The sequence below is a fragment of the Corynebacterium afermentans subsp. lipophilum genome (assembly GCF_030408375.1).
GTDB lineage: Bacteria > Actinomycetota > Actinomycetes > Mycobacteriales > Mycobacteriaceae > Corynebacterium > Corynebacterium lipophilum.
In genome coordinates, this window is the sequence record NZ_CP046530.1 from 920,682 (window position 1) to 946,492 (window position 25,811).

At 65.5% G+C, this 25,811-nt stretch carries 20 protein-coding genes and 1 tRNA gene; 12 read left to right on the forward strand and 9 right to left on the reverse strand.

The window, feature by feature from the left end:
- Positions 1-26 precede the first annotated feature (26 nt).
- Entirely contained in the window at positions 27-2,087 is a 2,061-nt protein-coding gene (locus tag CAFEL_RS04455) for a DEAD/DEAH box helicase (RefSeq protein ID WP_194560268.1), read from the forward strand.
- 43 nt (positions 2,088-2,130) lie between these two features.
- Positions 2,131-2,907, forward strand: coding sequence for a chymotrypsin family serine protease (locus CAFEL_RS04460; RefSeq protein ID WP_194560267.1), 777 nt, complete (start codon positions 2,131-2,133; stop codon positions 2,905-2,907).
- Positions 2,908-3,146: 239 nt separating this feature from the next.
- Here the strand turns inward: CAFEL_RS04460 and CAFEL_RS04465 are convergent, their stop codons facing one another.
- Genes CAFEL_RS04465 through putP form a run of 3 tightly spaced genes read right to left on the reverse strand, consistent with a single transcriptional unit; the run spans position 3,147 to position 5,837 of the window.
- A complete protein-coding gene (locus CAFEL_RS04465) occupies positions 3,147-3,629 on the reverse strand; it encodes a DUF2269 domain-containing protein (protein ID WP_194560266.1) in 483 nt (160 codons plus the stop codon).
- A 33-nt stretch (positions 3,630-3,662) separates the two neighbouring features.
- Positions 3,663-4,262, reverse strand: coding sequence for an HNH endonuclease family protein (locus CAFEL_RS04470; RefSeq protein WP_194560265.1), 600 nt, complete (start codon positions 4,260-4,262; stop codon positions 3,663-3,665).
- A gap of 6 nt (positions 4,263-4,268) precedes the next feature.
- Complete coding sequence (gene putP, locus CAFEL_RS04475; protein ID WP_194560264.1) at positions 4,269-5,837, reverse strand: sodium/proline symporter PutP; 1,569 nt, start codon at positions 5,835-5,837, stop codon at positions 4,269-4,271.
- A 166-nt stretch (positions 5,838-6,003) separates the two neighbouring features.
- On the opposite strand from putP, the gene CAFEL_RS04480 reads away from it, so the two are divergent.
- From CAFEL_RS04480 to CAFEL_RS04505, 6 genes are all read left to right on the forward strand, one after another.
- A complete protein-coding gene (locus CAFEL_RS04480; RefSeq protein ID WP_194560263.1) occupies positions 6,004-9,108 on the forward strand; it encodes a DEAD/DEAH box helicase in 3,105 nt (1,034 codons plus the stop codon).
- Positions 9,101-9,919: an SWIM zinc finger family protein gene (locus CAFEL_RS04485; RefSeq protein ID WP_194560262.1), complete on the forward strand. Its 819-nt coding sequence runs from the start codon at positions 9,101-9,103 to the stop codon at positions 9,917-9,919. The genes CAFEL_RS04480 and CAFEL_RS04485 overlap by 8 nt, the downstream gene beginning before the upstream one ends.
- Before the next feature lie 57 nt (positions 9,920-9,976).
- Positions 9,977-11,128, forward strand: a complete 1,152-nt coding sequence (locus CAFEL_RS04490; protein ID WP_194560261.1) for a metallophosphoesterase family protein — start codon at positions 9,977-9,979, stop codon at positions 11,126-11,128.
- Between the two features lie 3 nt (positions 11,129-11,131).
- A complete protein-coding gene (locus CAFEL_RS04495) occupies positions 11,132-13,780 on the forward strand; it encodes an AAA family ATPase (protein ID WP_194560260.1) in 2,649 nt (882 codons plus the stop codon).
- A gap of 11 nt (positions 13,781-13,791) precedes the next feature.
- Entirely contained in the window at positions 13,792-14,265 is a 474-nt protein-coding gene (locus CAFEL_RS04500; RefSeq protein ID WP_194560259.1) for a MarR family winged helix-turn-helix transcriptional regulator, read from the forward strand.
- An 89-nt stretch (positions 14,266-14,354) separates the two neighbouring features.
- On the forward strand, positions 14,355-14,585 hold the full coding sequence (locus tag CAFEL_RS04505) for a PspC domain-containing protein (protein ID WP_194560258.1): 231 nt from the start codon (positions 14,355-14,357) through the stop codon (positions 14,583-14,585).
- Here the strand turns inward: CAFEL_RS04505 and CAFEL_RS04510 are convergent.
- A complete protein-coding gene (locus CAFEL_RS04510) occupies positions 14,582-15,391 on the reverse strand; it encodes a polysaccharide deacetylase family protein (protein WP_194560257.1) in 810 nt (269 codons plus the stop codon). The two genes, CAFEL_RS04505 and CAFEL_RS04510, sit on opposite strands and share 4 nt — an antisense overlap.
- A gap of 854 nt (positions 15,392-16,245) precedes the next feature.
- Here CAFEL_RS04510 and cmtR point away from each other — a divergent pair.
- Positions 16,246-16,605, forward strand: a complete 360-nt coding sequence (gene cmtR / locus CAFEL_RS04515; RefSeq protein ID WP_194560256.1) for a Cd(II)/Pb(II)-sensing metalloregulatory transcriptional regulator CmtR — start codon at positions 16,246-16,248, stop codon at positions 16,603-16,605.
- Positions 16,602-17,204, forward strand: a complete 603-nt coding sequence (locus tag CAFEL_RS04520; protein WP_115684840.1) for a cadmium resistance transporter — start codon at positions 16,602-16,604, stop codon at positions 17,202-17,204. Before cmtR ends, CAFEL_RS04520 begins: the two co-directional genes overlap by 4 nt.
- 339 nt (positions 17,205-17,543) lie before the next feature.
- Here the strand turns inward: CAFEL_RS04520 and CAFEL_RS04525 are convergent.
- The 5 genes from CAFEL_RS04525 to CAFEL_RS04545 all read right to left on the reverse strand — a co-directional run bounded on the left by CAFEL_RS04525 (position 17,544) and on the right by CAFEL_RS04545 (position 22,601).
- Positions 17,544-17,620 (reverse strand) — tRNA-Arg (locus CAFEL_RS04525).
- Between the two features lie 208 nt (positions 17,621-17,828).
- On the reverse strand, positions 17,829-18,503 hold the full coding sequence (locus CAFEL_RS04530) for a LutC/YkgG family protein (RefSeq protein WP_194560255.1): 675 nt from the start codon (positions 18,501-18,503) through the stop codon (positions 17,829-17,831).
- Positions 18,504-20,057 carry a LutB/LldF family L-lactate oxidation iron-sulfur protein gene (locus CAFEL_RS04535; protein WP_194560254.1) on the reverse strand — a complete coding sequence of 518 codons (1,554 nt, stop codon included), beginning with the start codon at positions 20,055-20,057 and terminating at the stop codon, positions 18,504-18,506.
- A complete protein-coding gene (locus CAFEL_RS04540; protein WP_194560253.1) occupies positions 20,054-20,839 on the reverse strand; it encodes a (Fe-S)-binding protein in 786 nt (261 codons plus the stop codon). Before CAFEL_RS04540 ends, CAFEL_RS04535 begins: the two co-directional genes overlap by 4 nt.
- A 91-nt stretch (positions 20,840-20,930) precedes the next feature.
- Positions 20,931-22,601: an L-lactate permease gene (locus CAFEL_RS04545; RefSeq protein WP_194560252.1), complete on the reverse strand. Its 1,671-nt coding sequence runs from the start codon at positions 22,599-22,601 to the stop codon at positions 20,931-20,933.
- Positions 22,602-22,764: 163 nt separating this feature from the next.
- Here CAFEL_RS04545 and argS point away from each other — a divergent pair, with 163 nt between their 5' ends.
- Together argS and lysA are read left to right on the forward strand one after the other, a co-directional pair.
- Positions 22,765-24,417 (forward strand): arginine--tRNA ligase, encoded by a 1,653-nt coding sequence (gene argS, locus CAFEL_RS04550; RefSeq protein WP_194560251.1) that lies wholly within the window; start codon positions 22,765-22,767, stop codon positions 24,415-24,417.
- On the forward strand, positions 24,418-25,782 hold the full coding sequence (gene lysA / locus CAFEL_RS04555; protein ID WP_194560250.1) for a diaminopimelate decarboxylase: 1,365 nt from the start codon (positions 24,418-24,420) through the stop codon (positions 25,780-25,782).
- Positions 25,783-25,811 lie beyond the last annotated feature (29 nt).

Below are 25,811 nucleotides of genomic sequence, written 5' to 3' on the forward strand. Positions count from 1 at the left end.
GCACAATGGCGTACGCTGAGCCCACGATGAGCATTTCCGAAAACGCCACCGGCGGCGAGAATGGGCCGGACATGAATGAGTCGGAAAATCAGAACAACCCGCAGGATGTCGCGGCCGAGATCGTTGAGGCCGTAGTAGAGGACACCAGGGATGCGGGGGTTTCTGAGGAGACCGGCGCCGCGGACACCGTGGCCATTGAAAACGACAATGATGTGCTGAAGCTTAACGACGAGCCTTCGGCCGAACCCGCCGCCGAGCCCAAGAAGCTCGAGAACGGCTTCGAAACCCTCGGCCTGCCCGACCAGGTCATCGAGGCGGTCAAGCGCGTCGGCTTTGAGCAGCCGTCGCCGATCCAGGCGCAGACCATCCCGCTGCTTATGGACGGCCGCGACGTGGTCGGCCTCGCGCAGACGGGTACCGGCAAGACCGCGGCGTTCGCGCTGCCGGTGCTGTCCCAGATCGACCCGGAGAAGCGCTACCCGCAGGCGCTGGTGCTCGCGCCGACGCGTGAGCTGGCGCTGCAGGTCTCCGACTCCTTCCAGAGCTTCGCCGACCACATCGGCGGCGTGAGCATCCTGCCGATCTACGGCGGCCAGGCCTACGGCATCCAGCTGTCCGGGCTGCGCCGCGGCGCCCAGGTCATCGTGGGCACCCCGGGACGAGTCATCGACCACTTGGAGAAGGGGTCACTGGACATCTCCAACCTGGACTTCCTCGTTCTGGACGAGGCCGACGAGATGCTCAACATGGGCTTCCAGGAAGACGTCGAGCGCATCCTGGAAGACACCCCGGACTCCAAGCAGGTGGCGCTGTTCTCGGCGACGATGCCGAACGCGATCCGCCGCATCTCCCGCGACTACTTGAACGACCCGGAAGAGGTCACCGTCAAGTCGGAGACGCGCACCAACACCAACATCACGCAGCGCTACCTGTTCACGGCGCACCGCAACAAGCTCGACGCAATCACCCGCATCCTCGAGGTGACCGAGTTCGAGGCGATGATCGTGTTCGTGCGCACCAAGAATGAGACCGAGGAGCTGGCTGAAAAACTGCGCGCCCGCGGGTTCTCCGCCGCCGCCATCAACGGCGACATCGCCCAGCAGCAGCGCGAGCGCACCGTGGACCAGCTGCGCGACGGACGCCTGGACATCCTCGTGGCCACCGACGTCGCCGCCCGCGGCCTGGACGTCGAGCGCATCTCGCACGTGCTCAACTACGACATCCCCAACGACACGGAGTCCTACGTCCACCGCATCGGCCGCACCGGGCGTGCGGGGCGTTCCGGCGAGGCGATTCTGTTTGTCACCCCGCGCGAGCGCCGTATGCTGCGCTCCATCGAGCGCGTGACCAACGCGACCATCGAAGAGATGGACCTGCCCACCGTGGATGAGGTCAACGAGTCGCGCAAGGCCAAGTTCATGGACTCCATCACCGAGTCGCTCGAAGCCACCGACCTGCAGATCTTCAAGACCATGGTGCGCGAGTACTCCGCCGCGAACAACGTGCCTATGGACGACATCGCCGCCGCCCTGGCCACCCAGGCCCTGGCCGGCGACGAGTTCCTGATGAAGGAGCCGCCGCGCGACAAGCGCGACCGACGCGACCGCGACCGCTTCGACCGCGACGACCGCCGCGGGCGCGGACGCGACCGCTTCGACCGCGACGATCGCGGGGATCGGGGCCGCGGCCGCCGCTTCGACGACAGCGGCAACTTCGACACCTACCGCCTGGACGTGGGCAAGCGCCAGCACGTCCGCCCGGGTGCGATCGTCGGTGCGCTGGCCAACGAGGGCGGGCTGAACTCCAAGGACTTCGGCCGCATCACCATCGGCGGCGACTTCACCCTGGTGGAGTTGCCGAAGAACCTGGACCAGGCCGTGCTGGACCGCCTGGTGGACACCCGCATCTCCGGCCAGCTGATCAACATCCAGCGCGACCACGGCGCACCCCCGCGTGATCGCGGCGGGCGTGGCCGCGGCCGCGGCGGCCGGGGAGGCTACCGCGGCGGGCGCGGACGCGACGACCGTGGCGGTTACCGCGGCGGACGTGGCCGTGGCCGCGACGACAGAGGCGGCCGCTGGGATTAACCCCCAGGGGGCGTGGCTTGGCGGTGGTGCTAGGTTAATGCGCATGTCCTCCCAGCGCACGCACCGTATTTCCCGAGCACTTCTGACAGCGGCCGTCGCGCTGGGGATGCAAGCCGCACCCGCCGACGCGCAGCAGCGCGTGGAACAAGGCGCGCCCGTGCTTGTCGACGGCACCGGCACCTGCACCATCGGCTTCAACGAGCCCGCCCGCCATCGCAGCCTCGTGGCCGCGCACTGCGGAGCCGAAGGCACCCGAGTCAACGCAGGCGGGGCCACCGGCACGCTGTTTCGCTCCAAGGCCTACGACGGCCACCTGAGCAACGACTGGGCCGCCATCCAATGGGACCCGGGCGTGGACGTCGGCGGCAACCGGTTCTCCGGCGACGCGTGGGTCCACGCTGGTGACGTGCGCCTCGGCGAGACCGTCTGCTACTTCTCCCGCACCCGCAGCGCGCAGACCTGCGGGCGCTTCTCTGGCTCCGCCGATGGCACCTTCTTCGCCGCAGCGCCGCTGAGCCATCCCGGCGACTCCGGCGGGCCGATGTGGGTCCCCGGCCGCGGCTTCGTCGGCGTGGTCTCCAGCATGTGGACCTCCAACCCGCTTCCGTTTTTGCGCGGCGGGGACTACGTCATCGGCATCGCGCCCCACGACGGCCCCGCCGTCCCCGAAGCCCGCCTCGTCGGTGTGTGGGGGCAAAACGCGCTGTTCCCCGGGCTGACCGGGCCGGTGGCGGAGGTGCTGAGGAAGGCGGTGGACGGCGTCTTCCGCGTGGTTGCCGGACTGGGCCTCGGCGGCACCCCCGCGCTGCGGTACACGTAGCGGGCAGGACCACACCACCCCCAGATCACCTCAGACGCACAAACCCTGGGATCCAAAGCCTGGGATCGTGCCGATTTTGGCCATTCCCAGGCTTTGGATCCCAGGGTCTGTGCGGGGGTGCCATCCAGGATCCCGGGCGCGGGCCGGAACTAGCCCAGCTAGAAAGGCCCAGCTATTCGCCGAAAAATCGGGAATAGCTGGGCCTTGGTAGCTGGATCTAGCGGGAACCCCCGCGCTCCTTACGCCGGGGTGGGCAGGAACATCAGGATCAGGGTGAGCATCCACAGCAGGTTGAAGATGCCGGCGCCGGCGGTTGCCTTCGCCTTGGACTTTTCAAAGTTTTCGGTCACATCGGACGGGTCGGCGTCGGCGGCCGGCAGTGCGCCGAGGGTGCCCATCATCTTGCGCTGCTGCGGGATGACCATGGCCAGCAGGATGGCCCAGGCGATCACGGAGAGCACGATGGCAGTGTGGAACCAGTAGTTGGACTTGTATGCCTCCCAGTCGAAAGCGAGCACGGCGGCGCCGAGCAGCGGTACGAGCAGGGAGAGCATGCCGTAGGTCTTGGTGATGCGGTAGAGCACTGACGCGCGGCCGGTGGCCTCCTCGCCGCCGGCGCGGGATTCCGCGGCCTGGCGCGGGAACATGGAAGTCGACACAACAACGGGGCCGAGCAGCAGGATGGCTGCGGCAACGTGCAGGAAGATGAGGAATGTAGTCATGGGGCAACACCTTACGGCATGGTTGGAAAATCCTCACAGCTCACTGCGCGAGAGCAGCCCGGCGACGCCGGAGCATGCGCGCCGCACGGCCCGCAGGTCAGCTTGGGGCAGCGGCAGAGCATAGTGCTTTGCGACGTCCACCATCCGGCGCCCATACGCACAGCGCGAGCGTCTATCCGTGGGCATCCATTCGGACGGGAGTTTGTCGCCTTTGGCCTGGTTAGCCGCGGAAGACACGGCGACGAGGTTGCGCGGGTCGTTGTAGTAGCGCTCCCGCGTGGCGTCGTCCCAGCGGTGGGCGCCTAGGTCCCACGCGGCGGAGACGGGCAGGATGTGGTCGATTTCCACATCGTGCGGCAGAAGAAAATCCCCGGTGTAGGGGTCTACAACTCGGGGACCATCCCACTGCGGCCAGGGCTGGGCGCAATCGGCGTCAAATGCGGCAGCCATCACCGTGGCGCGGGTGTCGCAGCCGCGGGCGCCGGCGGCCCAGCCGGGGCCGAACTCGGCTCTGTCGTAGCCGAGGATGGTGGTGCGGTGGGGCACCGTTGGGACGTCGATAGGCAATTGCCCCGTGGGAAACGGCACCACCAGAACAGTGAGGGCGGACAGGATAAGAAGGTATCGGCGCATACCTTCTTAGACTGCGGTGGAGCCTCCGCGGTTCCGCAGCGCTGCGGAGAAGTCCTCGTCCGGGTGGGAGAGGGCGTAGTCGGTGGCGGCTGCGGCGGTGTCGAACTCTTCTGCCACACCCTCCTTCGGGCGGGTGGCCAGGGAGACGATGACCATGGCCAGGGTGGCCAGGATGACGCCCGGGACGATCTCGTAGATGATGCCGGACAGCGCGTCCACGGAGCCCCAGACAAACGAGGTCACGGCGCCGACGATCATGCCGGCGATCGCGCCCTGGGAGGTGAGGCGCTTCCAGTACAGCGACGCCACCACCACGGGTCCGAACGCGGAGCCGAAGCCGGCCCACGCGAAGCCGACGAGGCCGAGGATGGTGTCGGACGGGTTCAGCGCCAGCAGCATGCCAATCAGGGCCACGCCGATGACCATGGCGCGGGAGAGCACGAGCAGGGTGGTGTTGTTCGGGTTCTTCTTGAAGATGCGGTAGATGTCCTCGATGAGCGCCGACGAGGTGACCAGCAGCTGGGAGGACATGGTGGACATGATCGCGGCGAGCACGGCGGTGAGCACGATGCCGGCGATCAGCGGGTGGAACATGATGCGCGCCAGGTCCAGGAAGACGGTCTCGTAACCGGACTGGTCGGTCACGGACGCGGACTTCTGGCCGAAGTAGACCGTTGCCACCATCGCGGTGAAGATGCCGCCGAGGTAGCAGATGGCCACCCAGATGGTGCCGGTGCGGCGGGCTGCCTTCGCCTCAGACGGGGAGCGCAGCGCCATGAAACGGGTGATGATGTGGGGCTGGCCGAAGTAGCCCAGACCCCAGGCGATGTTGCCGATGATGGTGCCCGCGGACACGCCGGCGACGACGTTGAAGTAGTTCGGGTTGCCGTCTTCCCAGGGGCCGTAGGGGTTGGAGGTGGCCCAGGAGAAGATGTCGGACGGGTTGTCCAAGGACATCAGCGCCATGATGGGCACGGTGATCAGGGCGAGGAACATCAGGCCGCCCTGCACCACGTCGGTGTAGCTCACGGCGAGGAAGCCGCCGATGAAGGTGTAGAGCACCGTGATGGAGCCGACGATGAGCACGCCGTGAATGTATTCGCCGCCGAAGGTGGATTCGTAGTAGCGGCCGCCGGAGACCATGCCGGAGGAGACGTAGAAGGTGAAGAAGAAGATGATGATCACGGCGGAGGTGAAGCGCAGCACGCGCGAGGTGTCGTGCGTGCGGTTCTCGAAGAAGCTGGGCAGCGTGATCGAGTTCTTGGCCACTTCGGTGTAGCCGCGCAGCCTCGGCGCGATCCACTTCCAGTTGGCCCAGGTGCCGATGAACAGGCCGATGACGATCCACAGCTCACTCATACCGGCGACGAACAGGGCGCCGGGCAGGCCCATGAGCAGCCAGCCGGACATGTCCGAGGCGCCTGCGGAAATACCGGCGACGAGTGGGCCGAGGCCGCGGTCGCCGAGGACGTAGTCGTCGTATTTTGTTGTCTTGCGCCACGAGTAGAACCCGATGGCGACCATCACCCCGAAATACAGGACGATGGCAAGCACTAGCCAGAAACTATCGGACATGTGCACTCCCTTGCGTCTTTGTAGATGTCGGTCACAGTTCCGCAACACTGTAACGCATCCTTTCGCCATTCTGTCCTGATCTGCAAAATTTGCTGAGTGGGCGCTGAAGAAATGCGTTCGAACGCTCGGCGCGGGCGATGTCGGTGTCGGTGGTATAAGGGTGGGTATGCCTGAATACCTTCTCCATGGCCTGTGGCTCCCCGAGTCCGGGCTTTCGGTGTGGGTTGAGCGCGTACAGGGCCACCGGATTGTGACCATGGATGACGTGCCGCCCGGCACGTTTCCGCCGATCGTGCATTCGCTTTTGGACGGCCAAAGGTTCCACCACTTCCATACCCTCATCCTGCAAACCCCGAAGGGCCGCCACGTCCGCTTGAAAGCGCCGTTGGCTCAGTTTGCGCCCGAGGACGCGGTGCGCTTTTTGGACAGCCTGTCGCACCTGGACGAGGAGTCGCCGGCGGCCACGCCTGCCCAGCGCGAGGCGGTGGCGCCGGACATGTACTGGATCCTGCGCATGTATAGGGGCCTGACCCAGTTCGTGCGCGCGGGACGCGTGAGCATCAACGTGCCGTACCACGACGGACTGTGGTACGCGCAGTGGCAGCTGGGCACCGGTTTAGAGGAGCGCAGCTGGCTGGCGGAGATGATCGCCGCCTCGCCGGGCGTGCTCACGGTGAACAACGCGAACTTGAGCGAGGATTGTGCGCAGACGTTCACGCACTGGATCGCGTCGGCACGCTTGCAGGGCGCGGCGGCGAAGGCGCCGACCAGGCCGTACCCGTGGCACGATTTTGTGAAGTCGCTGCTCTACAGCATGCCGTTGCGCCGCGGCGGGGCGGTGCTGGCCCGGCAGATAGGGGATTGGAACGGCACGATCACGGCGGTGAACCTGCAGCTGGTGTTCATCGTGGAGTCGCCGAGCGAGGCGGAGGAGTCGGGCCCGGACACGCTGTGGCCGGTGCGTGTGCAGGTGCGCTCGAGCTCGGATTCGCCGCGGCCAGTGCGGCTGGGGGATTACGACTCGAATACGGCGGACGTGTTGCGCGGTCAGCTCGACCATGCAATCGAGTTGACCTCGCTGGTGGATCCGGCGAAGTACGGCCGGTTCCGTTCCGCGGTGGACCACGGCTTCGACCCGAACGCGGGCGACTGGGACCTGTATTTGAACGGCGACGAAATTGTGAAGTTCGTCCGCGAGAGCGCGTCGTACCTTCGGGCGAACGGCTTCGTGGTGCTTTTGCCTCGCGCGTGGGCGACTGCGGAGACGGCCTCGAAGCTGAAAGTCAGCGAGCACCAGGACCCGCACGATTCCTCCACCGTGACCATGATGGGCTTCGACACCCTGGTCAAGTACGACTGGCGGCTGTCCGTCGGCGGCGTGGAGCTTTCGGACGAAGAGATGGCGCAGCTGGTCAAATCCAAGTCCGGCCTGATCAAGCTCCGCGGCGAGTGGGTCCTGGCGGATAGCCGCGAGGTGGCCAAGACCGCGAAGTACCTGGAGAAGCTGCACGACACCTCCCTGGAAACCGCCATGAGTGAGGCGGAGGCCGCCATCAAGCGCGCCCGAATCGCCCAGGCCGCCGGCTCCGATGACGCTGAGGAGCTGCAGCGCATCGCCGATGAGGCGCAGGCGGAGTACGAGCGGCTCAAGGCCGCCGAGGGCGAGGGCGTGGTCTCCGCCGCGGAGCTGCGCCAGCTCGCGCTGGAGGCGGGCGCGGACAGCCCGATCGAGTTCACCGGCTCGCGCTGGTTTACCTCGCTGGTCGGCGGCACGGACCGCCCGGCGCCGGAGCGGGTGGACATCCCCGACACCGTCAACGCCGAGCTGCGCGAGTACCAGCGCCGCGGCGTGGACTGGCTGTACTTTATGTCCCGCAACAACTTGGGGGCGGTGCTTGCGGACGACATGGGCCTGGGCAAGACCCTGCAAATGCTCACCCTGCTCGCGGTGGAACAGGCGGAGGGCACGCGGCGCGGCCCGTCGCTGATCGTCGCCCCGACGTCGGTGGTGAACAACTGGGCGCGCGAGGCGGCCCGCTTCGTGCCGGGCATGCGCGTGCGCGTCCACCACGGCGCGGGCAGGCTCAAGGGCGACGATCTGTTTGAGGCAGCCGACAACTCCGACATCGTCATCACGTCCTACGGCACCGCCGCGCGCGACGCCAAGGATCTGGCGGCGGTGCAGTGGGATCACGTGGTGTTGGACGAGGCGCAGGCGATCAAGAACGCGGGCACGCAGTCGTCGAAAAGCGTCCGTGCGATTCCCGCACGCCACCGCATCGCCCTGACCGGCACGCCGATTGAAAACAAGCTCTTTGAGCTGCGCAGCATCCTGGATTTTGTCAACCCGGGCATGCTGGGATCGCAGAGTTTCTTCCGCAACCACTTCGCCAAAGCCATCGAGTCGCGCAGGGATCCTGAGCTAGCGGACGAGATGGGGGAGCGGCTGCAGCGCCTCACCGCGCCGTTTATCCTGCGCCGCCTGAAAACGGACACGGCGATCATTTCGGACCTGCCGGACAAGGCCGAGCACGTCATCGCCGTGGACATGACCCCGGAGCAAGCCGCGCTGTACAAGGCGCTGGTGGACAGCACGCAGGCAGAGCTTCAGGAGCGCAAGGGCATGGCACGCAAGGGGCTCGTGCTGGCCACGATCACCCGCATCAAGCAGGTGTGCAACCACCCGGCGCACTTTCTTGGCGACGGCTCCGCGGTCACCGACAAAGGCCACCACCGCTCCGGCAAGGTGGAAAAACTCATGGAGCTTCTGGAGGAAGCCGCCGCGTCCGAGCAGCGTGTGCTGATTTTCACGCAGTACAAGGCGTTCGGCGACATCTTGAAGCCCTACCTTTCGGAGCGCCTGGGCGAGGACGTGCCGTTCCTCCACGGCGGCGTGGGCAAATCCGCGCGCGACGCGATGGTGGAGCGCTTCCAGCAGCCGGACGGGCCCCGCGCGATGATCCTCAGCCTGAAGGCCGGCGGCACCGGTTTGAACTTGACCGCGGCATCCATGGTCATCCACTTGGACCGCTGGTGGAACCCGGCGGTGGAAAACCAGGCCACGGACCGCGCGTTCCGCATCGGGCAGGAGAAGAACGTCACGGTGTACAAGATCATCACCCGCGGCACGATGGAGGAGTCCATCCAGGACATTCTGGACGGCAAGACCCAGCTCGCCGGCGCCGTTGTGGGCCAGGGCGAGGGCTGGATCACCGAGCTGGGCACCGAGGAGCTCGCCCAATTGATCAGCTACAGGGGGCAAAATGACTGAGAAGAAGCGTCCGCGGGAAGACAACGTCATCTACGCCAACTTCGGCGCCCGCAAACGAGTCTCCAGCGCGGCCGAAACCGGTGGCGCTGACGTCACCGCGTTCCGTCCGCAGTCGCTGTCGCCTGCGGCAATGCTCATCTTCAACGCCGCGGTGCGCCAGACCGACGTGGGCCGGGCGAAGCGCGGCGCGGAGTACGCCGCTCGGGGACAGGTGGTGGAGCTGCACCCGGTGTCCCACGGCGTGCGCGCGGAGGTGGTGGGCAGCCAGAACGACCCGTTCCGCGTGGCCATGTACTTGCCGCAGCGCGACGCCGAGGAGATCCGCCGCGCCACCGGCGCGATCGTGCGCGCGCCGGGCTCGATCGCCGCGGCGAAGGCTGGCACGTTGGACGAGGAAGTGCTGGAGATCCTGCTGTGCAAAACGCCGCAGGAGGTCACCTTCTACTGCGACTGCCCGGATAGCGCAGACGTGTGCAAGCACGCCGTCGCCGTGGCGCAGCGCACCGCGGAACTCATAGACAAAGACCCGAGCGTCATTTTCACCATGCGCGGGCTGCGCCTGGAGGAGCTGGAGAACCGCAAGCGCAATCAGGCGGAGGACTTGGCCAAGGAGAACGCCGAGCCCGGCTCCGACTACTTCTGGTCCGGCCGTCAGTTGCCTGAGCTGCCGCGTCCGAAGGTGGCGCCGATGATCGATGATTCGGACATCGACCTGCTCCACCGCGCGATGCAAACTGTGTCGTTTACCAACATCGACCAGTTGCGCGCGGTGGCGGACATTGAGGATCTCTACGACGAGCTCACCCGTTAGATCATGTGTTCGAATGTTCGTGCTTGGGTGTCGGCCGCAATGGTAGGTGTATAAGACATGACGCACACCACCTTCATCCACACCTCCGACCTGCAGTTAGGCATGCGCCGAAAATTCTTGTCGCCCGAGGCGCAGTCGCGTTTCGACGACGCACGGCTCCGCGCCGTCACCCGCTTGGGGGAGATAGCAACGGAGCGCGGCGCCGAGTTCATCGTGGTCGCCGGCGACGTGTTCGAGCACAACTCGCTCGAGCCCACCACACTCGGCCGCGCGCTCGAGGCGCTGCGCAAACTGCCCGTGCCGGTCTACCTCCTGCCCGGCAACCACGACCCCCTCGTGGCGGACAGCATCTTTCAGCGCACAGAGGGCATCGAGGGTGTCACGGTGCTCACGGACTCTGAGCCGGTGGTCGTGCGCGAGGGCGTCGAGGTGGTGGGCGCCCCGCTGCTGACGAAGCATGCCTCGGAGGACCTGTGCGCCAAGGCAGTCCGCGACCTGGCACCGACGGAGGCGGTCCGCATTCTCGTCGGCCACGGCGCCGTGGAGGGCTTCGGGGAGGAAGATGCGCATTCGCTTATCGACGTTGCTTCGCTCGACAACGCCATCGACCAGGGCACGATCGATTACGTCGCCCTCGGGGATACTCACTCCACCGCGGCGCTGACCGCTTCGGAGCGGATCTGGTACTCCGGCGCGCCGGAAACCACGGATTACTTCGACCGCACCCCAGGCGTGGCCGGCGGCGAGGTGGATTCCGGCAATGCGCTGGTGGTCACCGTGAACAAGGACGCCGGGCGCGCCGACGTCTCGGTGGAGAAGGTCCCGGTCGGTGCCTGGACGTTCGAGGCCCGCTTCTGGGAGGTAGCCAGCAGTGAGGATGTGGCCGAGGTGATCGAGGAGCTGAAGGCTTACCCGGAAAAGGACCGCACCGTGATCAAGTACGCGTTATCCGGCACGCTCGGGCTGGAGGACACGCGCACTCTCGAGCGCGAACTCGCCGAGTTAGAGCCGGTCTTTGCGGCGCTGTACCCGCGCGAGCGGCTGATGAGCCTGCACCTCGAGCCTGACGACGAAGAGATGGAGAACCTGCCGTTGACCGGCTTCGCCGAGGGTGCCATGCGTGAGCTGATCGGCCAGGCGGCCGGGGACAACGCCACCGCCCGCGACGCCGTGAACCTGCTGTTTCGCCTGTCCAAGGAGGTGAGCTAGACCATGCGCATCCACGACCTTGTCATCGACAACTTCCGCGCCGTCGAGCACCTGGAGTTGCGCGACCTGCCGGATACCGGCGTGATTGTCATCCACGGCCCAAACGAGGCCGGCAAGTCCACCATCCTGGACGCCATCAACACCGTGCTGCAGGAGCGCCATTCAGCCGGCGGCAAGAAGATCAAGATCTTCGCCCCGGTCGGCCGCGACGCCTCGCCCGAGGTCACCATGACCGCGACGGTGGGGCAAACGACCTTTACAATTCACAAGCGCTGGTTGAAGGGCAAGCTCTCAGAGTTGGAGATCCTCTCGCCGGTGCACAAGAACTTCACTGGACGCCAGGCGGACGACGAGCTCGCGCGCATCATCGCCGAGCAGATGGACACCAGCCTGGCCAAGACCTTGTTCCTGCGCCAAGAAGAGCTGGATCCGGGCATCGCCGCAGCCGGCATCCCGTCCATCTCGCAGGCGCTCGACGCGGAAGACGGCTCGGAGCGCTCGGGCGAGGAAGACACCGAGCTCATGGCCGCCATCGAGGCGGAGTACGCCCGCTACTGGACTGCCGCGACCCCGCCGAAACCCAAAGCCTCCATCACCACGAAAACCGACGCGGTGGACACCGCCCGCGAAACCCTGCGCGCCGCCGAGGCCGAGGTGCAGCAGCTCGCCACATTTGTCGACGAGGTGGCCCGCCGCGAAGACGAAATCCGCGCGGTGGACACGGAGCTGCCGCAGGCCCACGACGAGCTCGCCGAGCGCGAGGCCGAGTTCGCCCAGGCCAGCCAGCTCGCTTTACAGGCTAAGACCGCGGCCGAGCAGTTCGATCGCGCCACCGTCGCCAGAAAGCGCGCCGAGCAGGACCTCGCCGAACGCACCGCGCTGACCGAGCGCGTCGCCGCGCTGCGCGAGGAGGAGAAGGAATTGCAGGCCGCGCTCGCTCCGGCGCAGGAGGCGCGCGACGCGGAGCGCGAGAAGGTCACGGAGCTAACCCAGCAGGTCGAGGATGCGAAAACCCGCCTCGCCGCCGCCCGCACCACCCTGCGCGGCACCGAAAACGTCCGCGATCACGTGCGTGCTTCTCGACGCCTCACGGTCGTCACCGACCAACTCTCCCTCATCGGAGAAGCTGAGCAGGCCTACGCAACCTTGCTCAAAAACGCCCCCGCTCTGCAGGTCACGGACGCGGACGTGCGCAAGCTGGAGAAGGCCGAAAGCGAACTGACGTTGCAGCGCCGCCTGCGCGAGGCGGCCTCCGCCAAATTGGAGATCACCGCCGAGGGCAAAACTATCCAGGTCGACGGCGAGAGCGTTGAAGTAGACGGCACCGAGTTGGTCGCCGTCTACGAGGGCACGCGCCTCACCCTCGACGACTTCGACGTTGTCTTCCGCGCTGCGCAAGGCGCAGAAGACCCCCGCCGTGCTGTGGAGAAGGCCGAGGACAGCCTTGCTAGCTTGCTGTCCAAGCTCGGCTGCGCAGACGTCGACGAGGCCCGAGCCGCCCGCGACGCGTGCAAGGCCCACGACGCGGAGGTGAAATCCGCCCGCCAGCGCCGCGACGACGCGCTCGCCGGCACCGGCGCCGACGAGCTCGCTGCGGAGCGTGACCGCCTGTCCACCCAGATCGAAGAGCTCACCGAGGCGATCGACACCGCCGAGCTCCCCGACACCGAGCAGGCCGCGGAGCTGGCAGTGAAGGACGCCCAAAAGGCACTGGATAAGGCAGAAAAGGACGTCGATGCCGCCGACGCCGCACTCAAGCCTTACGCGGACCGCTCCGCCGCCAGCGAGCTGACTGTTGTGCAGACCAAGCTCGAGGCCAAGCAGGCCGAGGCCAGCCACGCCGCCGAGGAGCTGGAGCGGGCAGAGACCGCCGCGCCGAAAACCGAGCTCGTGGACACCGTCGAATCCGCCCGCGAGCAGGAGAGCGAGGCCAAGGAGGCTCACAACGTGCTTTCCGCTGAACTCGCAGCCGCCGACCCGGAGATCGCCCAGCAGATGCTCGAGGGCGCGAAGACGCGCCTGCAGAACCTGGAGAAACGCAAGGCCGAGGCCAGAAACCGCATCACCGAGCTGACCGGCCGCATCGAGATCGCCGCCGGCGCCGCCGAGAAAGCTGACCGCGCGGCCGCGGAGCTCGACGCCGCGGAGACCGAACTGGCCCGCACCACGCGCCGCGCCGACGCCGTGCGACTGCTGCGCGAGACGATGCACACCCACCGTGACGCCGCCCGCGCCCACTACACCGCGCCGTTCAACGATGCGATCCGCAACCGCGCCCGCGTGCTGTTCGGCCCAACTGTGGACTTCAACTTCGGCGACGACCTCACCGTCACCGAGCGCACCGTCGACGGGGTGAACGTGCCGCTGGACCAGCTCTCCGGCGGCACGAAGGAGCAGCTGGCCATCCTCACCCGCTTCGCCATCGCAGACCTGGTCACCGCCTCCGGCGAGACAACGCCGGTGCCCGTGGTGGTCGACGACGCCCTCGGCGCCACCGACCCGGAGCGTCTCGCCCGCATGAACTCGCTGTTTTCCCAGGTAGGGAAGACCTCGCAGGTGCTGGTATTGACCTGTTTCCCGCAACGCTTCGACCGTGTCGCCGCGGCGCGCACGTACTCCATGGACGAGCTAAAGATTGCGCCCATCGGCTAGGATCTGCCCGTATGAATGCACAACCGCGGTGGCTTGACGACGAAGAACAGCAGCTGTGGCGGCTGATGCTCGCGGGGTTTACCAAGATCTCGCGCACGATTGACGATCGCCTCCAAGCAGGCGGCGACATCTCTTCGCCGGAGTTTTCCGTGCTCGTCGCGTTGTCGGAGGCGCAAGACCGCACGCTGCGCCTGCGCGAGCTGTGCGAAGAACTCGGATGGGACCGCTCACGTGCCTCCCATCAGGTCACGCGCATGAAAAAGCGCGGCCTGCTCACCAAAAAGAAGTGCCCCGGCGACGCCCGCGGCGTGCTGGTGACCCTGACGGACCAAGGCATGGCCCACCTCGAGGAGGCCGTGCCGGACCACGTGGAGACCGTGCGGCGCCTCATCTTCGACCACCTGGACGCGGACCGCGCCGACAGAATCGGCGAGTTTTTCACCGACGTACTCGCTGCCGAGGATCTGCCAACCAACCAGCTCTAACAACCGATTCGTGAGCAACTGTCCTTGCGGGTTTGCGCCCGCAGGGGTTGGATGGGGTTTACCAAGCCCATGGATGAAAGGACCCCACGATGTCTAGCCCCTACAACCCGCAGCACATCAACCCGAGCAACTCCCCGAAGCGCCTCGAGCGTTCCATGACCGACAAATACATCGCCGGTGTCTGCGGCGGCATCGCCCAGTACCTCGGCGTCGACGCCACCGCGGTGCGCGTGGTCTTTATCCTGCTCGTCCTCATGGGTGTGTTCCCGGGCTTGCTCGCTTACGGCGTGGCCTGGCTGATCATGCCGGCTGAGTTTTAGGGCCTGCTCCCGTCGAGGAACGTGAACCGGACTTCGTCGCTAGGCAATTGCTCCAGCGCCTGGCGCACGCCCGGTCCGGTGCCTGAGGCGGGGTGGTTCATGTGCGCCAACACGATTGCCTCGTCAGGGGCATGCATGATTGCCGACGCCACATGGTTCGCCGTGGCAGTCGCCCCAAAATCGCCGTTGACGGTGTAGCCCGCGATGGCTACGCCGCGGTCGCGCGCGATGTCCACGGCAACATCGTCGTAATGGGCCGTGCCCGAGCGAAACCACGTCGATTCCACCCCGTAGTCCGCCAGCAGCGCCCGGTTGCCGTCGATTTCTGCGATGGCTTCCGCCGGTGTCTTGGTACCCGCGATGCCGTAGGCGGCCTCGCCGTTGACGCTCAGCGGCAGGTGCCTCGTGCCGTGATTTTCCAGGCGGAATAGGGGATCGGCCGCGAGCTTCCGCGTCGCATCCGGGTTCGCCTCGATCCAGGTGGCGCTCAAGAACAGCGTCGCGGGTACCGCGAACTCGCGCAGCGCGTCTATCAACCCTTGGTCCACGGCCGAGCCAGTGGGCCCGCCGCAGGCGTCGAACGTCAGCGCAATCGTGCGCCTGCCCGGTGTCACAGGCACCATCTCCACAACGCCGCGCATGGAGGTCCCAAACGTTTGTGGCGCCCGGCCCGCGTAGCGCTCCGGGCCCGGATACGCCGTCACTGTTTCGCGGACAGTGGAGGTGGCTGTCGTGGTCACTGTCGTGCCCTGCGGACCGGCACATCCCACCAACGAAGAAAAGCCCGCCACTGCCGTGGCGGACATGAAGGTTCTCCTGCTTAGCACAGGTTGACAGTGTAATTGCAGGGGGAGCGGAGTGCTCGTCGACCCCGGATGGGACGAGTTAGCTTAGGGGTAAACCCCTGCTTGGGGCTTGTACGAAACCTCCTGACCAGTTGTAGCGGGTTCGTGGCTACACCCCGGTTACACCGGGTTCCGACTCCGGTTACACGACAGAAGTCAATTATATGACGTGAGCAGGAGCGCTTTTTAGAACGGGAAGTCAGGAAATTCCGCTTCCGCCTCTTCCTGCCTCTCGGCAAGCTCCGCCCTCTACCGTGAACGCTCGACAAGCTCGTCAAAGGTGAGCACCTCCGGTGACTTGCGGTTCGAGCGGAAACTTTCAAAGCTACGGAACTTCGAGCCAATTCGGTTGCCTTGGGCGCGGCACAAATCGCGCATGGGCCGATCATCAAAAACGAGCGTGGTTCAACCAAGTATGCACCGTCGCCAGTGTTGTCTCCCTCGTTGTCCCTCTCAGCAATCCATCCGGCAAGGCTCTCCTTGGCGGCGCGAACCGTCGTCGAACCCCGAGGTGTCCCCGCTGCAAACGGGAATCGAGTCGAGGCTGCGGATGAGGTAGATAAGTTTGTTCGAGCCTTCCCGGTTCAAGATGATGAGGCCATCGAGTTTTGTCCCGTTCGGATCATTGCTTGGGGCCCGAAAACCGATCTCCCGAACTACACCAGGCTCGTGCGCAACTTGAATCTCGAGCTGGCGACGCTGTTTTTGCAACTTTGCCGGAATCTCTGCTCCTTCCACTGTCTCTTGAGCAGCACACACAGCTGCACCGCTACCCGGAACTTGACTAGTTCAGTGCTTGCTGTATAGTTCAGCGCATGCTGACTATTGCTTCGCGTCTCGACGTGATGAACCGCCTGGGTCGTGCACTGGCCGACCCCACTCGATCCCGGATCATCTTGACCCTGCTCGACCATCCCGCTTACCCGGCGGAACTATCCCGAGATCTGGACCTGACACGCCCGAATGTGTCCAACCACCTGGCATGCCTGCGTGATTGCGGGATCGTCGTCTCCGAGCCCGAGGGTCGTCGGACACGATACGAGATTGCCGATCCGCACTTGGCGCAGGCGCTGACGACACTGGTCGATGCCACCCTGGCAGTAGACGAAGACGCCCCGTGCATGGATCCCGCCTGCTCGCTTCCCGGATGCGACGTAGCTGGGGAGGGCGCATGATCCTCACCACAGTCTTGCAAGCGATAGGCCTGTTCGCAGCTACCAACATCGACGATATCATCGTGCTCTCCCTCTTCTTCGCGCGAGGGGCAGGGCAGAGTGGCACCACCGCCCGTATTTTGGCCGGCCAGTACCTCGGATTTGCCGGCATCCTCGTCGCCGCGATCCTTGTGACCATCGGCGCCGGAGCATTTCTGCCCCCGGCAGCTATTCCATACTTTGGTCTCATCCCTCTGGGCATCGGCCTCTGGGCCGCATGGCAGGCCTGGCGCGGAGACGATGACGACGATGACGACGAGGCCAAGGTTGCCGGCAAGAAGGTCGGCGTTTGGACAGTCGCAGGCGTCACGTTTGCCAATGGCGGCGACAACATCGGTGTCTACACCCCTGTATTCCTCAGCGTGGAACCTCTCGCAGTAGTCGCCTACTGCGTTATCTTCCTCGCGCTCGTTGCGGTCCTGGTGGCCCTGGCAAAGTTCGTCGCAACCCGCCCCCCGATCGCGGAAGTGCTCGAACGCTGGGAGGACATCCTCTTTCCCATCGTTCTCATCGGCCTCGGCATCGTGATCCTCGTCAGTGGCGGAGCCTTCGGGCTCTGACGGAGCAGCAGTGTTCCAAACGGCCCCGACCGGGCGCACCCCTCTCGGTTCAGACCCCAACAACTATCCGCAGCCAGTCCTGCGTGATCACAGCAACAAGACCGCTATGAAGCGCTGCAAAAACCGCGCCACCAGATGAGTACGGAAACTCTTCCGTGGCTCGGTCCGCGCTCATAAACAATCCGCGCTATAACCCGAGCAGGAACGGCGTTCAGACAAAGAAAAATGACCCCTCCGAACGAACGGAGCGGGTCATTTTTGTGTTCGCGGCCGTTTTCCTTCGGCCGGCAGGAGGTTTCGTGAAAAGATTGGAACAGTTTCGTGAAACCCCTGCTTAAGTGGTGTCCCCGACAGGATTCGAACCTGCGACCTTCGGTACCGGAAACCGATGCTCTAATCCACTGAGCTACGGAGACAATGCCGTCTAGGTTAGCACCCGGTATCACAGCCAACGAAATTGGAACGAACCCTAGGGTGACTCCCAGCTTCACCCCATGGATTTGCAACACCCCTGTCGCATAATCATTGGTGCGCGCCGCGGGAACGGCGTGACACGGGAAACAATGACAGCGAAACGGCCGGCCCCGAAAGGGGCCGGCCGTTTCGTTATGCCAGCTAAAGTGGCTACTTCACAACCATCACGATGAGGTCGCGCGGGCCGTGCACGCCCTCGACGCGCACGAGCTCGATGTCGGAGGTCGCGGACGGACCAGAGATCATGGTCGCCGGGCGCTCCGGATTGATGCGGGAGATCATCTCCGGCACGCCGAAGACGACGGTCTCAGGGCGCACGATGCAGATGTGGCGGTCCGGCACCAGGGACAGGGCACGGCGGCCGCACACGTCGCCGGACTCCAACACGATGGAGCCGGTCTGCGCGGAGGTGACCTGAGAGTCGGTGATCACGGCGTCGACGTCGGAAAGCTCGCGCGGATCGGTGTCGTTGGAATCCGGGCGGGCGGTGCCAGCGAAGCCGTCGAAAAGCGAGGCGTCGAGGCCGGGGGCGTAGACGACCTCGTTGCACTTGCGGTCCGCAAGCACCTTGACGATGTCCTCGGCGAGGGTCGCCTCGGTGGTCTCCACAACGTCCGCCTTGTAGTCCACGAGGCGGTCGATGAGGATCTCGCGCAGCTCCTCGGTGCTGAGGTCGGAGGAGGTGTTGTAGTTGCGAACCACTTCCACCTGCTCCGGCGTGTTGGACAGCTGCTGCGCGTCGCGGATGCGCTTGAGGATCTCGCGCTTGGCGTCCTCGTTGCGGGTGTCGCGCGGGGCAGAATTACCGGTTACTCGAGTAGTCATTTACTTGTCCTCTTCCTCGAAACGCTCGCCGGTGACCTTCTGGCCCTCCGGGACGCCCTGCTCGCGGGCCTCGGCCAGCAGGCGCTCGGCTTCCTCGGAGCCCCACCACTGGCGGAAGGACTTCTTCGGCGGCACCGCGACATCGCGGTACTCGGTCCAGCCGGAAATCGGCGGCGGCATGAGTTCGATCTTGCCGTTGAAGCCGCCGAGCACGCGGCCCAGAGCCACCATGCGCACCAGCTTGTCCCACACACCGCTGTGGCCCCAAACCTGGGCCAGGGAAGCGAACGCCGCGCGCTCAATGTGGCTCGGCTCGTTCTTCGCCTTCTGGTAGCGCAGCTCCAGCAGAATGTCCGTGATCGGAATCTTCACCGGGCAGACCTCGTTGCAGCGGCCGCACAGGGAGGACGCGTACGGCAGGGAGCCGTTCGGGTCGTCCGAGGAGTCGATGCCGGTCAGCTGCGGGGTGATGATCGCGCCGATCGGACCCGGGTAGGTGGAGCCGTAGGAGTGGCCGCCGGCACGCTCGTAGACCGGGCAGACGTTCAGGCAGGCGGAGCAGCGGATGCACTTCAGGGCTTCGCGGCCGATCTCGCTGGACAGGGCGGCGGTGCGGCCGTTGTCCAGGAGGACGATGTGGAAGTTCTGCGGACCGTCGCCCTCGGTCACACCGGACCACAGGGAGGTGTACGGGTTCATGCGCTCGCCGGTGGAGGAGCGCGGCAACAGCTGCAGGAACACGCCGAGGTCCTCGAAGCTGGGCAGCAGCTTCTCAATGCCCATGACGGTGATCAGGGTCTCCGGCAGGGTCAGGCACATACGGCCGTTGCCCTCGGACTCCACGATGGAGACGGTGCCGGTATCCGCGCAGCCGAAGTTTGCGCCGGAGATGGCCACCTTGGCCTCCATGAACTGCTGGCGCAGGTACTTGCGGGCAGCCTCAGCCAGCTCCGCTGGGTCCTGGGTCAGGGTCTCGTCCGTGTTCGGCATCTTCGCGGCGAAGATGTCGCGGATCTCCGCGCGGTTGCGGTGGATCGCCGGGACCAGGATGTGGGAGGGGAAGTCCTCGCCGAGCTGCACGATGAGCTCTGCCAGGTCGGTCTCTTGCGCGAAGATACCGGCCTTTTCCAGCTCCTCGTTCAGGGCGATTTCCTGGGTGGCCATGGACTTGATCTTGACAACCTTGTCCTCGCCGGTGGCCTTGACCAGGTCCTGGATGATCTCGTTGGCTTCCTTGGAGTCGCGCGCCCAGTGGACGTGGCCGCCGCGGGCGGTGACGTTTTGCTCGAACTGCTCCAGCAGCTCGGGCATGCGCGCAGCGACGTCGCGCTTGATGGTGGAGCCGGCCTCGCGCAGGTCCTGCCAATCGTCCACCTCGTCCACAACAGCTTGGCGCTTCACACGGATGGTGGTGGTGGCGTACTGGTAGTTGCGGCGCTTGGTTACGTCGTTGAGTTCGTGGTGCGCAGCCTTCTGGAACTTCTCCTTGCCGCGCAGGTGGGACGGGCCGCTAGCGTACGGCGGCATGGTGGGTTGACCGAGTGCGACCTTCACAGCATCTTCTCCTTCTTGTATGCCGCGGACGTCGGGGTCAGCGGGTGCTCCTTGGTGGAGGCGAGGATTTCCGCCATGTGCACAGCGCGGATGCCCTGGTGCTGGCGGGACATTGCGCCCGCGATGTTCATCAGGCAGGAGGAGTCGCCGGCGGTGACGTACTCGGCCTGCGTGTCCTTGATGTGGCGGACCTTGTCGGAGACCATGGCGGAGGAGACCTCCGGCATCTTCACGGAGAACGTGCCGCCGAAGCCGCAGCATTCCTCAGAGTTGGGCAGATCCACCAGCTCCAGGCCCTCGACGTGGCGCAGCAGCTCGGTCGGGCGGTCGCCGACCTTGATGAAGCGCAGGGAGTGGCAGGAGGAGTGGTAGGTCACTCGGTGCGGGAAGAACGCGCCCACGTCGTAGGTGCCTGCGACGTCCACGATGAACTCGGAGAGGTCGTAGGTCTTTTTCGACGCGGTCCTGGCGCCGTCCGCCAGTGCCTTGGAACCGAAACGCTCCGCCAGCTCGACGTGCTGCTCGCGCACAGCACCTGCGCAGGAACCGGAGGGGGCGACGACGTAATCGATGGAGGGGTCCGAAAACGCGTCAACGTAAGTTTCGATGATCGGAATGGCCTGCTCTTTATAGCCGGTGTTCACGTGCATCTGGCCACAGCAGGTCTGCTGGTCTGGAAAGACAACGTCGTAGCCCAGGCGGGAAAGCACAATGGCCGAAGCCTTGTGCGCGTCGGGGAAGAGGGCGTCGCCGATACAAGTAGAAAACAGCGCTACTCGCATGTTCGGACTCCTAAAAGATGAGATCACAGGGAAATAATGAAAGCCCCCGCAGGCTGTGATGACCTCGAGGGCTCCGATATTCGGTTGTCAGTTACGGAACGACCGGCGCAAGAGCGCTCAGAACGTTCGACTGAAGGAAGACTATCACGCACACAGCAACTAGGAAGCCGAAGCTCCAGCCGACGACCTTCTTGAAGATCTCGGACTCCTGGCCTTCCATGTTCACCGCGGTCGCGGCAATGGCGAGGGACTGCGGCGAGATCATCTTGCCCACAACACCACCGGTGGTGTTGGCGGCGAGCAGCAGATCCGGGTTGAGACCCAAGTTGTTCGCCGCGGTGACCTGCAGGTTGGCAAACAGGGCGTTGGCGGAGGTGTCGGAGCCGGTCACAGCCACGCCCACCCAGCCGAGGACCGGGGAGAAGAAGGCGAATGCCGGGCCGAGGTTGGCGAAGAACTCGCCGATGGTCACGGTCTGGCCGGAGTAGTTCATCACGTATGCCAGCGCCAGCACGAGCACGATGGTCAGAGCGGACCAGCGCATCTTCCGCACGGTGTCGGTGAATTCCTTGCCCACTTGGCCCCAGGTCAGGCTGTAGCGGCCGTTCTCGTTGAACACCATGTAGGCCACGGAGACGATGAGCGCGGAGAGGACGAGAAGCGTGCCGGGGTTGTTGATCCAGGCGAAGTTGTAGTCGCTGTTGACGGCCTGGCCAGATGCGTCGAGAAGCTTGCCGTCAAGCCCCGGCCACGGGAAGGAAATCTGGAACTTGTTCAGCCACTCCGGAATAGCGCTGCCGAGGTTGGCCAGGCCGAAGATGACAACGACGACGGCGTACGGCATAAGGGCCATCCAGACGCGGTGGCCCGGAAGCTCCGCATCCTCGGTGTGCGCCGGCAGCTCGAGGCGCTGACGCATCTCGTCGAGGCCCTTCGGCTGCCAGAAACGCAGCAGCACGAACGCGGCACCGAGCGCGACGATGCAGGCCACGACGTCGGTGAGCTGGTACGCGAAGTAGTGGGAGGTCCACCACTTGGCCACGGCGAAGGTGAGGCCGATGGTGAAGGCTGCCGGTGCGGTCTCGCGCACGCCGCGCTTGCCGTCGATGATCAGGGCGATGATGAAGGGGACGAAGAACGCTAGGAGCGGCGTCTGGTTACCGATGATCGCCGCGATGTTCTCAGTCTGCTCGACCGTGCGGCCGCCGACCTCGCCGGCGGTGGTAATCGGGATGCCCACGGCACCGAATGCCACGGGGGCGGTGTTGGCCAGCAGCACCACGGTCGCGGCCTTCAGCGGCGGGATGCCCAGTGCGAGGATCATGGTGGCGGTAATCGCCACCGGCGCGCCGAAGCCGGCCAGCGCCTCAAGCAGGCCGCCGAAGCAGAACGCGATGAGCATCGCCTGGATGCGCACGTCGCCGTTGCCCATCTTGTCGAAGACGGTGCGCAGGTCCTCGAAGCGGCCGGATGCGACGGTGATCTGGTAGAACCAGATGGCCGTCAGAATCACGAAGACGATGGGGAAGAGGCCGAACAACCCGCCGCGGAAGGCGGAGGAGATGGCCATGGTGGTGGGCATGTTGAAGCCGAGGATGGCCACCAGCAGTGCAACCACGAGCGCGACGGCGCCGGAGGTGTGCGCGCGGGCTTTGAATCCGAGCAGCATGATGAAGAACGTGAGCAACGGCAGGGTAGATACCAGCGCCGAGAGGCCCACGCTGCCACCGATCGCGTCGGTGAACACTTGGAATTGATCCATGGGAGGCTCTTTCGAGTCAGTACGGGCAATGACTGCAAACAATATGCCACCCTAACCCTGTTAGTGACGAATGGAGGGGTATCGCTTTGGTGTGACCTATTGCACCGTGCGGCCGGTGGGCATGCTGCGTGTGGTGTCGGCGGGTGATTTAAACTTGTGCCCCATGACGCCAGCTGAACTCGCAATCACCGTGAAAGAGGCCGCGACGCGCGTGCTCGCCGCCCACGACCTCGACGCCTCCGTCGTCCCGGACACCGTGACCGTGGAACGCCCCCGCAACCCCGAGCACGGCGATTACGCCACAAACGTCGCGCTCCAGGTGGCTAAGAAAGCTGGCACCAACCCACGCGAGCTCGCCACTTGGCTTGTCGACGACCTGTCGGCCAACCCCGCAATCGACTCCGCCGAGATCGCCGGTCCGGGCTTTATCAACCTGCGTCTCGCCGCCGGTGCCCAGGGCCAACTCGTGGCGAAGGTGCTGGATGAGGCGGAGAAGTTCGGCCACTGCGATCTCTACGCAGACGAGAAGATCAACCTCGAGTTCGTCTCCGCCAACCCCACCGGCCCGATCCACCTCGGCGGCACTCGCTGGGCCGCGGTGGGCGACTCGCTGGGCCGCGTGCTCGAGGCCGCCGGCGCGGAAGTGACCCGCGAGTACTACTTCAACGACCACGGCGGGCAGATCGACCGCTTCTCCCGTTCGCTCGTTGCCGCGGCGAAGGGCGAGCCCACCCCGGAAGACGGCTACGGTGGCGATTACATCCACGAGATTGCCCGGGCGGTCGTCGATAAGCATCCTGGCGCCCTCGATGGCGCGGACGCCGAGGTGCAGGAGACCTTCCGTGCGGCCGGCGTGGAGATGATGTTTGCGCAGATCAAGCAGTCCCTGCACGAGTTCGGCGTGGACTTCGACGTGTACTTCCACGAGAACTCCCTGTTCGAATCGGGCGCCGTGGACAAGGCCGTGCAGACGCTGAAGGACAACGGCAACCTGTACGAAAACGATGGCGCGTGGTGGCTGCGTTCCTCCGACTTCGGCGACGACAAGGACCGTGTCGTGCTCAAGTCCGACGGCGACGCTGCCTACATCGCCGGCGACATCGCGTACGTGGCCGACAAGTTCGACCGCGGCCACACCCTGGCTATTTACATGCTGGGTGCGGACCACCACGGCTACATTGCGCGCCTCAAGGCGGCGGCGCAGGCGCTGGGCTACAACGCAGATGCCGTTGAGGTGCTCATCGGCCAGATGGTCAACCTCGTGCGCGACGGCGAGGCCGTGAAGATGTCCAAGCGCGCAGGCACCGTGATCACCCTCGAAGACCTCGTGGACGCGATCGGCGTTGACAGCGCGCGCTACTCGCTGGTGCGCTCCTCGGTGGACTCCACCCTGGACATTGACCTGGACCTGTGGACGAAGCAGTCCTCCGACAACCCGGTCTACTACGTGCAGTACGCCCACGCCCGCCTGTGCTCGATCGGGCGCAAGGCAGCTGAAGCCGGCGTGTCCCACACCGACCCGGACCTGGCGCTGCTCACCCACGACAAGGAGGGCGACCTCATCCGCACCCTCGGCGAGTACCCGGCCGTCGTGCGCGCCGCCGGGGAGCTGCGCGAGCCGCACCGCATCGCCCGCTACACCGAGGAACTGGCCAGCGCGTTCCACAAGTTCTACGACTCCTGCCAGATCCTGCCCAATACCGGCGAGGAAGCGGAGCCGATCCACACCGCGCGCCTGGCCCTGGCGATGGCCTCGCGTCAGGTCGTCGCGAACGCCCTCGGCCTGATCGGCGTGAGCGCACCGGAGCGGATGTAAATGACCGTTTTCGTCTCCACGCCGTACGAGAAGGACAACGGTGACTTCAACGACCTGCCCGCCCACGTCTGGCCCCGCTGCGCCAAGCGCGAGGAGGACGGCGTGGTCACCATTGCCGGTGTGCCGCTTCCGGAGATCGCCGCGGAGTACGGCACCCCGGTTGTGGTCATCGACGAGGACGACTTCCGTTCGCGCTGCCGCGACATGGCCGCCGCGTTTTTGGCGCCCGAAAACGTGCACTACGCCTCCAAGGCGTTTTTGACCCGCCGCGTGGCCCACTGGGTCGACGAGGAAGGCCTCGCGTTGGACGTGGCCAGCGAGAATGAGCTGCGCATCGCCCTGGCCGCGGACTTTCCGCCCGAGCGCATCACCGTGCACGGAAACAACAAGTCGGACGAGTTCCTGCGTCTGTGCGTGGAGTCAAAGGTCGGCCACGTGGTCATTGACTCGCACCAGGAACTGGCGCAGCTGGAGGCCGTGGCTAAGCAAGTGGGCGTGAAGCAGGATGTCTTCGTGCGCGTGAAACCCGGTGTGGACGCCCACACCCACGAGTTCATCGCTACCAGCCACGAGGATCAGAAGTTCGGCATCTCGCTCGCTACTGGCGACGCCTTATCGGCCGCCGCCGCAGCCATCACCTCCGACTGGTTGGAGCTGACCGGCCTGCACTGCCACGTGGGCTCCCAGGTATTCGATGCTGAGGGCTTCAAGCTCGCCGCGGAGCGCGTGCTGGGCCTGTACGCCGAGATCTGGAAGACCCAGGGTGTGGCGCTGGGCTACCTCGATCTCGGCGGCGGCTACGGCATCGCGTATATGCCGGGCGAGTCGCCTCTGGACGTCAACGCCGTGGCGCGCGACCTGCTCACCGCGGTGCAGGAGGTCGCCGACGAGCTCGGCATCGCCGCGCCCACCGTAGTGGTCGAGCCCGGCCGCGCGATCGCTGGCCCGTCCGCGGTGACCGTCTACACCGCCGGCGTGATCAAGGACGTGGACACCTCCTACACCACGTCGCGGCGCTACGTCGCCGTCGACGGCGGCATGAGCGACAACATCCGCCCCTCGCTCTACGGCGCGCTTTACGACGCCCGCGTGGTCAACCGTTTCACCGATGGCGCCCCCACCGACACACGCCTGGTCGGCTCCCACTGCGAGTCCGGCGACATCCTGGTGGAGGAGGCCTCCTGGCCCGACGACATCGCCCCGGGCGATCTCATCGCGCTGGCCGCCACTGGCGCTTACTGCTATTCAATGGCCTCGAACTACAACGCGTTCGGCCGCCCGGCAGTCGTGTCCGTGCGCGGCGGCGAGGTGACGCCGATGGTGCGGCGGGAGACTGTCGAGGATCTGATCGCGCGCGAATATTAATTGACCGTCAGTGCCATTTGCGCGATAGT